This is a genomic window from Gordonia humi (assembly GCF_014197435.1).
GTDB lineage: Bacteria > Actinomycetota > Actinomycetes > Mycobacteriales > Mycobacteriaceae > Gordonia > Gordonia humi.
Genome location: NZ_JACIFP010000001.1, coordinates 2079148 through 2092278 on the forward strand (window position 1 = coordinate 2079148; position 13131 = coordinate 2092278).

Here is a 13131-nt window from a genome sequence, read left to right on the forward strand (position 1 = left end):
CGGCTAGCTCTTCTTCTCCTGGTCTCGACCGTTCTTGGCTCGGACCGCCGCTTCTGCGGCAGCCGTTCCGGGGCGCTTGGCAGGCACCCAGTCCTCAATGATGCGCTGTGATCCAGCGCTCACCGAAAGTGCACCCGACGGAACGTTCCCCCGGAGCACGGTACCCGCACCGGTGTACACGCCGTCACCGATCTCCAGAGGCGCCACGAACATGTTGTCCGAGCCGGTGCGGCAGTGCGATCCGATGACGGTCTTGTGCTTGTCGACGCCGTCGTAGTTGACGAAGACGCTCGATGCGCCGATGTTGGTGTATTCGCCGATCTCGGCGTCGCCCACATAGGTCAGGTGCGGCACCTTGGTGCCGGTGCCGATCTGCGCGTTCTTGGTCTCGACGAAGGCGCCGATCTTGCCCGTGGCACCGAGGTCGGTGCCCGGGCGCAGATAGGCGAACGGCCCGACAGTGGCGCCGGCGTGGATCACCGCGCCGCTGCCGTGGGTGCGGATCACGCTGGCGCCCGCCCCGATCCGCACGTCGGTGAGTGTGGTGTCCGGCCCGATCACGGCGTCGTCGGCGATCTCACAGCGGCCGTGCAGCGCAGTGCCCGGCTCGATGCGCACGTCCTGGCCGAGCCGCACCGCCACGTCGATCCACGTGGTGGCCGGATCCACGACGGTGACTCCGGCGAGCATGTGGCGCCGCACGATGCGCCGATTCAGCTCGGCTCCGAGGTCGGCGAGCTGAACGCGGTCGTTGCAGCCGGCGACGACGGCCGGGTCGTCGACGACGTGCGCGCGGACCGTCCGGCCGGCGGCGCGAGCGATCTCGACGACGTCGGTCAGGTAGTACTCGCCCTGCGCGTTGTCGGTCGACAGGCTAGCGAGTCCCTCGCGCAGGACGGCGGCGTCGAAGGCGTAGACGGCGGCGTTGACCTCGGTGATGGCGCGCTGGGCGTCGGTGGCGTCCTTGTGCTCGACGATCGCGGTGACGTCGCCGTCGTCGCCGCGAACGATCCGGCCGTATCCGGTCGGATCGGCGGCGACGAAGCTGGTGAGCGTCACGGCGGCGCCGTCGCCTGCGGTGTGCGTGGCCACCAGGGCTTCGAGAGTGTCGGCGTCGAGGAGGGGCGCGTCGGCGACCGTCACGAGGACTGTGCCGTCGAAGTCGTCGAGGACGGTCATGCCCGCGCGGGCGGCGTCGCCGGTGCCGAGCGGCGACGCTTGTTCGGCGATGAGGATCCGACGGTCGAGTTCGTCTGCGACGGAGTCGATCTCGGCGGTCACCTTCTCGCGCTCGTGGCTGACGACGCCGATGAGGACCTCTGGCGCCAGTCCGTTCGCTCCGTGCATCGCGTGTCCGACGAGGGAGCGACCCGCGATGCGATGCAGGATCTTCGGCGTCTTCGACTTCATACGGGTGCCAGCTCCCGCGGCAAGCACGATGACCGCGATCGCGCTCCGGCCGGACTGTCTGCTCATCGATGATCCTTCGCTCGAGACGTTGACGGCTGCCGGGGAAATCCTACGCATCGAGGTGCCGACGAGCCGCCCGCACGCCGTGTGACATGCGACCCGCTCCTGATTCGTCGGTCGGGCGGCGCACCTCGTCGGTCGAGCGGCGTCGCGACCCGTCGAATCGCTCCGCGGGCGTGGTCACGCCGCTGCCCGTCGGCTGTGGCAGAATCTCAGACGCAGTAATCCGCCATGGTGTAATCGGCAACACTCCTGATTTTGGTTCAGGCATTTCAGGTTCGAGTCCTGATGGCGGAGCACAGGCGTGAGCGCAGTGCGACGCGGACGTGAACGACGGGCCGACAGGCGTGTTGTCCGTCGGCCCGTCGCTCTCAGCCCCCGGGGCGGTCTACTTGTATTCCGGATTGTTCGTATAGGGCAGCTCGATGTTGATCGGCATGCGCAGTTCGGAGATGTACAGCAGCACGAACTGACGCAGCATCTCGTCGAAGGTCCAATAGACCTCTTTGGGCATGCCGACATCGAGGAGTCCCTCGCGGACGAGCACGAACGGCCCCCACGACGCAGCGAGCAGCGGATCCCAGACGGGCTCGCGCGGGATGCGGAGTTCGGTGGCGATGCGGTCGCCGAGCATGAACCGTGTCAATGCGCCCAGCACGCCCGGAGAAAGGATCGACAGGTCGAGGTTGAAGCCGAGCTGCAGCAGCATGTGTGCCAGCTTCCGGCCCTCCGGCGTCCCCTTCAGGATCGGATCGAGAGCGACCTTCGACTGATCCTCCGCGTCCTTCCACGTCGCCGGGATGAGTCCGTCCCGGATACCGAGCATGTGACCGGCGACCTGCCACGAGTGCAGGAAACCCTCGGATTCACGGGCGTCGACCGGGACCTGCCAACGTCGCAGCATCCGCATCACCGTCGTGGGCAGGCTGTGCCAGGTGACCATCTGATCGGCCTGGGTGATCGGCTTCTCCTGATACGGCATGCGCGAGGACCACTTGTGCTGCTGGGGCAGGAGGTGCCGGACGGCGGAATGGATGAGCCGCGTCTTCACACAGGTCACCGCCATCTCGCCGCCGTCTTGGTACGCGTTCAGCGAGCCGATGTCGTAGCCGAGCTTGGCGGTCTTGGCGATCCGGTCCTTGAGCTGGGCTCCACCGCGCGAGTAGTACACGACCATCGCCTCATGCGGGATCACCGCGCTCATCATGCCGCTGGCGAATCCGTAGAGGGCCCCGAGATAGGTGCCGCGCTTCTGATTGAAACGGACCGCGTCGTCGAGCTTGCCCGCGTCGGCCCAGTCGGGGAGTTCCCGCGCCTTCTCGATGAAGGTCCGCAGATCGGCGGGGATCTCCTTCGACAAGCCCTGACCGTTCTTCTGCCACTTACGCATCGCGTTGTTGACCTTGGTGACCTGGCCGCTGGAGTAGATGTCGGCGATCAACTCGTCCGGCTCGTCGTCCCAGGTGTGCTTCGCGTCGATCCTCGGGCCGTCGCCCGGCGCGGCCCCGGCCCTGGCCGCCGTCCACCCGAAGGTGGGCGCTGCGAGCAGTGCCGCACTAGCGCCGGCACCGACCCGGAGTACTCGGCGACGTGACAGATCTTCCATGGCATTCCCCGTCCCAGTTGATCACTGCGTAACAAAATCGGCTATCTTGTAACATTGGTAGCACCTGGTGATCGCAGTCACAAGGGATTCGCATAAGAGAGGTACTATCAAGCCGATGACCATCGACGAGACGACCTCTGCGCCGCAGACACTGTTCGAGCGGGCGACGCGGAAGGCGATCAACGATCCCCGTCAGCGGCCGGCCGACCCGACTCGGGAGAAACTGCTCGTCGCCGCATACGAACAGTTCTGCATCGACGGTATCGCCGGAGCCTCGATGGAGGACGTCGCCAAGCGTGCGGGCACCTCGCGGATCACGATCTATCGGAAGTTCGACAGCAAGGACGATCTCGTCGACGAGGTGATCGCTCACGAGCTCGGTCGATACTTCGAGTACTTCCGGCGGGCGATGACGGAGGCCGATACCTTCGCCGAGCGTCTGGTGACGGGGTTCGTGACCTCTATCCAGCAGATCTGGTCGAATCCGCTCATCAAGCGACTGATCGCCGACGATCCCGCATTGGTGCCCGGCCTGGTCGGCGGAGGCGGCGGTCGCAACATGCACGCCGTGAGTTCTTTCGTCGCCGCGGCCCTCCATCGAGAACAGGACGACGGCAACCTCGATTCGTCGGTCGACCCGGACCTCGCCGCTGAGCTGATCGCGCGGATCACCGGATCGTTCGTGACCTTGCCCGGGGGACTCGTCGAACTCGACGACACCGAGCAGCTCGAACAGCTCGCTCGTCAGTATCTGCTGCCGATGCTCAAGGTGTCTGTCGACCGTTAGCCGCATGCGGCCGGCGCCGTCCCTCTCGCCCGCGTACGGGTGACGCCCGCGCGGACCCGTCCTGAACCCCTGTGACCTGGTGATTTGCTCTGGCTGGGGAATCTGCGTAACTTATGTCGAGTCAGCGCGGCTCCGGCCGCGCCGGCATCGACTATCCCCCTATGTCCGCGATTATGACTTCGCGGTCGGGTCGAGTACAGTCGAGAAGCGCTCAAAGCGAACATGAACGTTCTCCCCTGGAAACAGTGAATGAACTTCAGGTTTGCCGAGGGTATTCCAGTCTGGTAGGTTGGAAGAGTTGGCCTGAAACGGCCGATACACAATGAAATATGTTCACTGGAGGTCGACCCGACCATGTCGGGGTGGTGCTGGTGGGTGTGTGTTCTTTGAGAACTCGATAGTGTGTGACAGAGATTTTCTTGTGCCACATAAAGATTGTTTTTTGTGGCAGGAAAACTATTTTGTGAACAGGCATGACACAACCTTGTGTGGTTGTTGTCGTGTTGTTTGATGATTGTTATTCTTGTCAGTTTTTTGGATTTGGTCAGGCTTTGCTTTCTGGCTTGTGTTGAAAACTGTGTTTTCAATATTTTTTGTTGGAGAGTTTGATCCTGGCTCAGGACGAACGCTGGCGGCGTGCTTAACACATGCAAGTCGAACGGAAAGGCCCCTTCGGGGGTACTCGAGTGGCGAACGGGTGAGTAACACGTGGGTGATCTGCCCTGCACTCTGGGATAAGCCTGGGAAACTGGGTCTAATACCGGATATGACCTGATGCTGCATGGTATCGGGTGGAAAGCTTTTGCGGTGTGGGATGGGCCCGCGGCCTATCAGCTTGTTGGTGGGGTAATGGCCTACCAAGGCGACGACGGGTAGCCGACCTGAGAGGGTGATCGGCCACACTGGGACTGAGACACGGCCCAGACTCCTACGGGAGGCAGCAGTGGGGAATATTGCACAATGGGCGCAAGCCTGATGCAGCGACGCCGCGTGAGGGATGACGGCCTTCGGGTTGTAAACCTCTTTCGCTAGGGACGAAGCGCAAGTGACGGTACCTGGAGAAGAAGCACCGGCCAACTACGTGCCAGCAGCCGCGGTAATACGTAGGGTGCGAGCGTTGTCCGGAATTACTGGGCGTAAAGAGCTCGTAGGCGGTTTGTCGCGTCGTCTGTGAAATTCTGCAACTCAATTGCAGGCGTGCAGGCGATACGGGCAGACTTGAGTACTACAGGGGAGACTGGAATTCCTGGTGTAGCGGTGAAATGCGCAGATATCAGGAGGAACACCGGTGGCGAAGGCGGGTCTCTGGGTAGTAACTGACGCTGAGGAGCGAAAGCGTGGGGAGCGAACAGGATTAGATACCCTGGTAGTCCACGCCGTAAACGGTGGGTACTAGGTGTGGGGTCCATTTCACGGATTCCGTGCCGTAGCTAACGCATTAAGTACCCCGCCTGGGGAGTACGGCCGCAAGGCTAAAACTCAAAGGAATTGACGGGGGCCCGCACAAGCGGCGGAGCATGTGGATTAATTCGATGCAACGCGAAGAACCTTACCTGGGTTTGACATACACCAGACGCGCATAGAGATATGTGTTCCCTTGTGGTTGGTGTACAGGTGGTGCATGGCTGTCGTCAGCTCGTGTCGTGAGATGTTGGGTTAAGTCCCGCAACGAGCGCAACCCTTGTCCTGTATTGCCAGCGGGTTATGCCGGGGACTTGCAGGAGACTGCCGGGGTCAACTCGGAGGAAGGTGGGGATGACGTCAAGTCATCATGCCCCTTATGTCCAGGGCTTCACACATGCTACAATGGCGCGTACAGAGGGCTGCGAGACCGTGAGGTGGAGCGAATCCCTTAAAGCGCGTCTCAGTTCGGATTGGGGTCTGCAACTCGACCCCATGAAGTCGGAGTCGCTAGTAATCGCAGATCAGCAACGCTGCGGTGAATACGTTCCCGGGCCTTGTACACACCGCCCGTCACGTCATGAAAGTCGGTAACACCCGAAGCCGGTGGCCTAACCCCTTTGTGGGAGGGAGCTGTCGAAGGTGGGATCGGCGATTGGGACGAAGTCGTAACAAGGTAGCCGTACCGGAAGGTGCGGCTGGATCACCTCCTTTCTAAGGAGCACACAACACTCTCGTGCTGTCCTCGAACGCAGGATGGGCGAGTGTGTGTTCATGGGTGAAACACAAGAAATCCACGCCTGCGGCGGGCACCCTGGTGGTGCCGGTCGTGCTGGTGAGCATCGATGTGGTGCTTGCTGGTGGTGGGGGTGTGTCGGGTGACCGGCATGCTGGGATGTCACACGCTATCGGGGTTCTGAGGGAATACACTGGGTGTGTTTCTTCGTGCTTGCTGGATGTCCGCGCACGTGTTGTGTGGTGGGTCGGGTGGGTGTGTGTTGTTTGAGAAGTAGATAGTGGATGCGAGCATCTTACATGTAAGGTGTGTATTGCAATTTCAATGAAAATGTGATGTCCACATTCGTGTCACAGTCGACTGTTTCCCGCACTTGTGGGGGTGGTGGTTGTGGTGTGTTTGTGGGTGTTGTTGTAAGTGTTTTAGGGCGTTCGGTGGATGCCTTGGTACCAGGAGCCGATGAAGGACGTGGTAGGCCGCGATAGTCCTCGGGGAGTTGTCAAACGAGCTGTGATCCGAGGGTGTCCGAATGGGGAAACCCAGCACGAGTTATGTCGTGTTACCCACTCGTGAATGTATAGCGGGTGTGGAGGGAACGTGGGGAAGTGAAACATCTCAGTACCCATAGGAAGAGAAAACAAGAGTGATTCCGTGAGTAGTGGCGAGCGAAAGCGGATGAGGCTAAACCATGCGTATGTGATACTCGGCAGGGGTTGTGCGTGTGGGGTTGTGAGGGCATTATGTCATCGTCTGCCGGCGGTGGGGTCAGTAAAAAATTGTTGTGTTAGGTGAAGTGGCTTGGAATGGTCTGCCGTAGTGGGTGAGAGTCCCGTAACCGAAAACGCGATGACTGGCTTTAGTGTTTCTCAAGTAGCAGCGGGCTCGTGGAATCTGCTGTGAATCTGCCGGGACCACCCGGTAAGCCTAAATACTTTCTGGTGACCGATAGCGGACTAGTACCGTGAGGGAAAGGTGAAAAGTACCCCGGGAGGGGAGTGAAATAGTACCTGAAACCGGACGCTTACAATCCGTCAGAGCCCTCTATTGTTGTGGGGTGATGGCGTGCCTTTTGAAGAATGAGCCTGCGAGTTAGTGCTCAGTGGCGAGGTTAACCCGTGTGGGGTAGCCGTAGCGAAAGCGAGTCTGAATAGGGCGTGTAGTCGCTGGGTCTAGACCCGAAGCGGAGTGATCTACCCATGGCCAGTGTGAAGCAGCTGTAAGAGGTTGTGGAGGCGCGAACCCACTTCAGTTGAAAATGGAGGGGATGAGTTGTGGGTAGGGGTGAAAGGCCAATCAAACTCCGTGATAGCTGGTTCTCCCCGAAATGCATTTAGGTGCAGCGTCACGTGTTTCTTACTGGAGGTAGAGCTACTGGATGGCCGATGGGCCCTACTAGGTTACTGACGTCAGCCAAACTCCGAATGCCGGTAAGTGAGAGCGTGGCAGTGAGACTGCGGGGGATAAGCTTCGTAGTCGAGAGGGAAACAGCCCAGATCGCCGGCTAAGGCCCCTAAGCGTGTACTAAGTGGAAAAGGATGTGGGGTCGCTTAGACAACCAGGAGGTTGGCTTAGAAGCAGCCATCCTTGAAAGAGTGCGTAATAGCTCACTGGTCAAGTGATCCTGCGCCGACAATGTAGCGGGGCTCAAGTACACCGCCGAAGCCGCGGCACTCACACGAGAACATCGGCAGGTTTTCCTGTCTAGTGGTGTGGGTGGGTAGGGGAGCGTCCTGCATCCGTGGAAGCGCCGGAGTGATCTAGGTGTGGAGGGTGTGGGAGTGAGAATGCAGGCATGAGTAGCGAAAGACAAGTGAGAAACTTGTCCGCCGAATGACCAAGGGTTCCTGGGCCAGGTTAATCCGCCCAGGGTGAGTCGGGACCTAAGGCGAGGCCGACAGGCGTAGTCGATGGACAACGGGTTGATATTCCCGTACCCGTGCACTCGCGACAAGTGGTGAATCATCTGTACTAACCATCCAAAAGCTGCTGTGGCTTTCTTCGGATTGTTGTGGTGGTGGCTGCATGGGACCTTGGGTGTAGTAGTCAAGCGATGGGGTGACGCAGGAAGGTAGCTGGGCCAGTCGTTGGTTGTGCTGGTGTAAGCCTGTAGGACGGGACATAGGTAAATCCGTGTTCTGTGTGTCTGAGAGGTGATGCGTAGCCGTTGTGGTGAATTCAGTGATCCTATGCTGCCGAGAAAAGCCTCTAGTGAGTTGGTGCATGGCCCGTACCCCAAACCGACACAGGTGGTCAGGTAGAGAATACTAAGGCGATCGAGTGAACTGTGGTTAAGGAACTCGGCAAATTGCCCCCGTAACTTCGGGAGAAGGGGGACCATTGCTGGTGAAGGACTTCGCGTCTGGAGTTGGTGGTGGTCGCAGAGACCAGAGAGAAGCGACTGTTTACTAAAAACACAGGTCCGTGCGAAGTCGTAAGACGATGTATACGGACTGACGCCTGCCCGGTGCTGGAAGGTTAAGAGGACCGGTTAACCACTTTGGTGGTGAAGCTGAGAATTTAAGCCCCAGTAAACGGCGGTGGTAACTATAACCATCCTAAGGTAGCGAAATTCCTTGTCGGGTAAGTTCCGACCTGCACGAATGGCGTAACGACTTCTCTGCTGTCTCAACCACAGGCTCGGCGAAATTGCAGTACGAGTAAAGATGCTCGTTTCGCGCGGCAGGACGAAAAGACCCCGGGACCTTCACTATAGCTTGGTATTGGTGTTCGGTACGGTTTGTGTAGGATAGGTGGGAGACTGTGAAGCGTGCACGCTAGTGTGTGTGGAGTCGTTGTTGAAATACCACTCTGATCGTATTGGGCTTCTAACTTCGGACCCTGATCGGGTTCAGGGACAGTGCCTGGTGGGTAGTTTAACTGGGGCGGTTGCCTCCTAAAGTGTAACGGAGGCGCCCAAAGGTTCCCTCAGCCTGGTTGGCAATCAGGTGTTGAGTGTAAGTGCACAAGGGAGCTTGACTGTGAGACGTACGTGTCGAGCAGGGACGAAAGTCGGGACTAGTGATCCGGCACCGGCGTGTGGAAGCGGTGTCGCTCAACGGATAAAAGGTACCCCGGGGATAACAGGCTGATCTTCCCCAAGAGTCCATATCGACGGGATGGTTTGGCACCTCGATGTCGGCTCGTCGCATCCTGGGGCTGGAGTAGGTCCCAAGGGTTGGGCTGTTCGCCCATTAAAGCGGCACGCGAGCTGGGTTTAGAACGTCGTGAGACAGTTCGGTCTCTATCCGCCGCGCGCGATTAGAAACTTGAGGAATCCTGTCCCTAGTACGAGAGGACCGGGACGGACGGACCTCTGGTGTGCCAGTTGTTCTGCCAAGGGCACGGCTGGTTGGCTACGTTCGGAAGGGATAACCGCTGAAAGCATCTAAGCGGGAAGCCTGTTCCAAGATGAGGTTTCTTACCAACTTTGGTTGGGTAAGGCCCCCTAGAGATGATGGGGTTGATAGGCCAGAATTGTGAGCGCAGTAATGTGTTGAGGTGACTGGTACTAATAGGCCGAGGGCTTACATACAATGCTCACACGTTTTTGTTTGGTTGTTTGCATCCACTATTTGCTTCTGAGGCAACACACGTGTTTGTGTGTGTCTTGTGTTTTTACGGTGGTTTTAGCGGTGGGGGAACGCCCGGTCCCTTTCCGAACCCGGAAGCTAAGCCTGCCAGCGCCGATGGTACTGCACTGTAATGGGTGTGGGAGAGTAGGACACTGCCGTAATTTACTTGGTGGGGCCCCTGATCTGTGACAGGTCAGGGGCCCCACTGCTGTCTGCACCCCGGCACCAGACCTGCTCTACGGTGACCTGCCGAGCGCGGACCGTCGCACCGATAGACTCACCACATGGCGATCGACAGGCCGGCCGACGGCGCAGAAGAAGTAGTCAAGGCGCCGCGCGCACGAATGACAGGCGCGCAGCGTCGCCTGCAGCTGATCGAAGTGGCACGGGGACTCTTCGCCGAGCGCGGCTTCGAGGGAACGTCGATCGAAGAGATCGCGCAACGGGCCGGTGTCTCCAAACCGATCGTCTACGAACACTTCGGCGGAAAAGAGGGGCTGTACGCCGTCGTCGTCGACCGGGAGATGGACAAGCTCCTCGAGATGGTGACGTCCTCGCTCACGAAGAATCGCTCGTTGTACCGCATTCAGCAGGTCGCGCTCGCGCTCCTCACCTATATGGAGGAGCGCACCGACGGCTTCCGGATACTGGTCCGCGGTGAGTCCGCGGTCGGCGACAACGGCGACACCAGATACTCGAGCCTGCTCAACGACGCGATCAGTCAAGTGGAGCACATCCTGGCCGGCGACTTCGAACGACGCGGATTCGATCCGGCGCTGGCGCCGTTGTACGCCCAGGCCCTCGTCGGCATGGTGTCGGTCACCGCCCAGTGGTGGCTGGACGTGCGGGAACCGGCGAAGGAGGTCGTGGCCGCGCATCTGGTCAACCTGTGCTGGAACGGACTCACCCGCCTCGACCCCGACCCCGTCCTCGTCTCCTCCGACTACCAGGAGGCGGCCCCGAAGACGACAGCCCTCGAACCGGGCACCGGAGACTGACGTCAGCGGTCGACGGCGGCCGACTGACGCCGATGCAGGAGCGTCCCCGCACCCCACAGCACGGCGGCCAGCACCGCGGTCGAGATGATCTGACTGCGGACTCCGTCGTCGAACAACCCCATCACCACGATCGCGATCAGCGCGAGGAACGTGACCACCGACAGATACGGGAACAGCCACATCCTCATCGGCAGCGCCGTACCCGTGGCGTCGGCGCGGCGTCGTAGAACGATCTGTGCGGCCGTGATCGACAGCCACGTGACCAACAGGGTCGAACCGACGACCGACAAGAGAGTGTCCAGGACCTGCTCGCCCCAGAGGTAGTTGGCGGGCACCATCAGGAACCCGACGACGACGCTCGCGAGAACGGCGCGGACAGGCACCGAGTTCGTCGACGTGCGCGTCACCGACGACGGTCCCATCCTCCGGACGCCGAGCGAGAACAGCATCCGTGAGGCTCCGTAGAGGTTCACATTCATCGACGACAACAGGGCGATGACGATGATCGCACCCATCGCGGTCGCGACTGCCGGGAGGCCGGCCTTCTCGAGGACGCCGACGAACGGCCCCGTGTCGAGGCTCTCATCGCCCGCCGGAATCACCAGCAGGATGACCAGCACTGATCCGATGTAGAACACGAGGATCCGCCAGACGATCGTGCGGATCGCCTTGGTGACGCTGGGCCCCGGATCGTCGGTCTCCGCCGCTGCGACGGCGATGATCTCGATGCCGCCGAAGGCGAACGCGATCACCAGGAGAGCGGCGGTGATACCGCTGAGCCCGTGAGGTGCGAAATCACCGAGGTGGTCCAGACCGGGCGACGGCTCCGACGTCCACCCGAGCAGGTAAGCCGCGCCGATGCCCAGGAAGACGACGATGAACACGACCTTGATCAGGGCCAGCCAGAACTCGAGCTCGCCGAAGTTGGCGGCACCGGTCAGGTTGAGCACGGTGAACACCACCATGAAGATCAGCGCCCACGCCCACGCCGGTACGACGCCGATCAGGTTCTCCAGGCCCTCGGCCGCGGCCAGCGCCTCCGCGGAGACGACGATGGTCATCTGCACCCACCACAGCCACCCCATCATGAACCCGGCGCCCGGTCCGAGCGCCGTCCCGACGTAATACGAGAAGGCACCCGGGTTCGGGTCGGCGGCGGCGAGTTCACCGAGCATCCGCATCACCGAGACGATGATCAGACCGATGATCGCGTAGGCGATCAGAGCTGCCGGGCCCGCGAGCGAGACACCTTCGCCCGAGCCGACGAAGAGACCCGCGCCGATCGCCGAGCCGAGGCTCATCATGATCAGGTGCCGGGGACGGAGACCTGCCCTGAGGTGACTCTCGTCGGTGACGTCGATGTGATCTTGTCCGGAGTCGGCCATTCGATACAGCCTACGGACCGTGCATACGACAGAATCGACTCCCATGGTGACGTTGCGCGATGCACGCGTCGACGACCTGAACGCGGTCGCCGACATCTACCGACACTACGTCGAATCGTCGACGGCGACCTTCGACCACATCGCCCCCGATCTGGCGACCTGGCAGCGGAAACTGGAACACTGTCGCACCGGACGGCTGCCGTTTCTCGTCGTCGAAGATCCGGAGGTCGCGTCCGGAGTCCTCGGCTTCGCGTGCCTGGGGCCCTATCGTGGCAAAGCCGGGTGGGCCCGAACCATGGAGGACAGCATCTATCTGCGGCCCGAGGCCGCCGGGCGAGGCATCGGCAGTCGACTGATGCGCGCGATGATCGACCAGACCGATCCGGCGGTGGTCCGCAACATCATGGCGGTCATCTCCGACGAGGTCCCCGAGTCCGTCGCCCTGCACCGGAAGGCCGGGTTCGTCGAGTCGGGTCGGACTCCGGGAGTCGGATACAAGTTCGGACGCTGGGTCGGCGTCGTCTACATGCACCTGTCACTCGCTCCGAGCGAAGTCGCCGAATCGGGCGATTGATAGACTCGGCGGCGTGCCCATCTGCCTGACCACCGCAGACTCGCCGGCCGACCCGGCGATGCACGGTGTTCTCGCCGCGGTGGTCTCGCTGATCCTCGGTGTCGCAGCGCACGGATTCGGGGGCGGTCTCACCGCGCACGGCCCGGCCACCTCGCATGTGCTGATCCTCGGCGCTCTCGCCGTCGTCGTCGGGTTGATCCGCGCGGGCCAGGTGAAGTCCGCCGATGCTCGGCGATCGCCGGGCGTCGGCTGGGTCGGCACCGCGGCTGCGCTCGTCGGCGGACAGGTCGTCGCGCACGCCTGTCTGGCGATGCTCGGCCACGGCGCCCTCATGCCCGACACCTCGATGCTGGTCTGGCACGTCCTCGCACTCCCGGCCGCCGTCGCGGTGCTGGTCGTCGCCGAACGGCTCACGCACGCGTGCCGACGGCGAATCCTCATCGTCCGACGACTGGCGACCGGTGTGGAGCCGGTCGAGCCGATCGTCCCCGCCGCCGTGCACTCGACACTCGCCCGGGTGCACACGCTTCTCCTCGTCAGCGCATCAGGCGTTCGCGGTCCTCCGGCAGCAGTGTGAACTCTTCGACTTTCACTCACACCTT

The 13131-nt window shown here is 61.3% G+C and carries 7 protein-coding genes, 1 tRNA gene and 3 rRNA genes; 8 read left to right on the forward strand and 3 right to left on the reverse strand.

What is annotated here, in order from left to right; all coding sequences use genetic code 11:
* Positions 1-3: 3 nt before the first annotated feature.
* Positions 4-1476, reverse strand: coding sequence for a bifunctional UDP-N-acetylglucosamine diphosphorylase/glucosamine-1-phosphate N-acetyltransferase GlmU (gene glmU, locus BKA16_RS09505; RefSeq protein ID WP_183370421.1), 1473 nt, complete (start codon positions 1474-1476; stop codon positions 4-6).
* A gap of 219 nt (positions 1477-1695) precedes the next feature.
* Here glmU and BKA16_RS09510 point away from each other — a divergent pair.
* Positions 1696-1767 (forward strand) — tRNA-Gln (locus BKA16_RS09510).
* Between the two features lie 91 nt (positions 1768-1858).
* Here BKA16_RS09510 and BKA16_RS09515 read toward each other — a convergent pair.
* Positions 1859-3076: an oxygenase MpaB family protein gene (locus BKA16_RS09515; RefSeq protein ID WP_183370422.1), complete on the reverse strand. Its 1218-nt coding sequence runs from the start codon at positions 3074-3076 to the stop codon at positions 1859-1861.
* A gap of 115 nt (positions 3077-3191) precedes the next feature.
* Between BKA16_RS09515 and BKA16_RS09520 the strand changes: the two genes are divergently transcribed.
* The 5 genes from BKA16_RS09520 to BKA16_RS09540 all read left to right on the forward strand — a co-directional run bounded on the left by BKA16_RS09520 (position 3192) and on the right by BKA16_RS09540 (position 10570).
* On the forward strand, positions 3192-3863 hold the full coding sequence (locus tag BKA16_RS09520; protein ID WP_183370423.1) for a TetR/AcrR family transcriptional regulator: 672 nt from the start codon (positions 3192-3194) through the stop codon (positions 3861-3863).
* A gap of 593 nt (positions 3864-4456) precedes the next feature.
* Positions 4457-5978 (forward strand): 16S ribosomal RNA (locus BKA16_RS09525).
* 433 nt (positions 5979-6411) lie between these two features.
* Positions 6412-9532: ribosomal RNA gene (locus BKA16_RS09530) — 23S ribosomal RNA — on the forward strand.
* A gap of 84 nt (positions 9533-9616) precedes the next feature.
* Positions 9617-9733, forward strand: a 5S ribosomal RNA gene (gene rrf, locus BKA16_RS09535).
* The 16S, 23S and 5S rRNA genes sit together here, the layout of an rRNA operon.
* 123 nt (positions 9734-9856) lie before the next feature.
* Positions 9857-10570 (forward strand): TetR/AcrR family transcriptional regulator, encoded by a 714-nt coding sequence (locus tag BKA16_RS09540; RefSeq protein WP_183370424.1) that lies wholly within the window; start codon positions 9857-9859, stop codon positions 10568-10570.
* 2 nt (positions 10571-10572) lie between these two features.
* Here the strand turns inward: BKA16_RS09540 and BKA16_RS09545 are convergent, their stop codons facing one another.
* Positions 10573-11955 (reverse strand): amino acid permease, encoded by a 1383-nt coding sequence (locus BKA16_RS09545; RefSeq protein WP_183370425.1) that lies wholly within the window; start codon positions 11953-11955, stop codon positions 10573-10575.
* Between the two features lie 43 nt (positions 11956-11998).
* On the opposite strand from BKA16_RS09545, the gene BKA16_RS09550 reads away from it, so the two are divergent.
* Together BKA16_RS09550 and BKA16_RS09555 are read left to right on the forward strand one after the other, a co-directional pair.
* On the forward strand, positions 11999-12529 hold the full coding sequence (locus tag BKA16_RS09550; RefSeq protein WP_183370426.1) for a GNAT family N-acetyltransferase: 531 nt from the start codon (positions 11999-12001) through the stop codon (positions 12527-12529).
* A gap of 13 nt (positions 12530-12542) precedes the next feature.
* The gene (locus BKA16_RS09555; protein WP_183370427.1) at positions 12543-13106 is read left to right on the forward strand and encodes a hypothetical protein; all 564 of its coding nucleotides are present in this window, start codon (positions 12543-12545) and stop codon (positions 13104-13106) included.
* Positions 13107-13131: the final 25 nt, after the last annotated feature.

Bases quoted from the DNA above. Each gene is read 5' to 3' on its own strand.
- BKA16_RS09550 (WP_183370426.1), top strand. From the start codon at position 11,999: ATGGTGACGTTGCGCGATGCACGCGTCGACGACCTGAACGCGGTCGCC.
- BKA16_RS09545 (WP_183370425.1), bottom strand. From the start codon at position 11,955: ATGGCCGACTCCGGACAAGATCACATCGACGTCACCGACGAGAGTCAC.
- BKA16_RS09515 (WP_183370422.1), bottom strand. From the start codon at position 3,076: ATGGAAGATCTGTCACGTCGCCGAGTACTCCGGGTCGGTGCCGGCGCT.
- BKA16_RS09520 (WP_183370423.1), top strand. From the start codon at position 3,192: ATGACCATCGACGAGACGACCTCTGCGCCGCAGACACTGTTCGAGCGG.
- glmU (WP_183370421.1), bottom strand. From the start codon at position 1,476: ATGAGCAGACAGTCCGGCCGGAGCGCGATCGCGGTCATCGTGCTTGCC.
- BKA16_RS09540 (WP_183370424.1), top strand. From the start codon at position 9,857: ATGGCGATCGACAGGCCGGCCGACGGCGCAGAAGAAGTAGTCAAGGCG.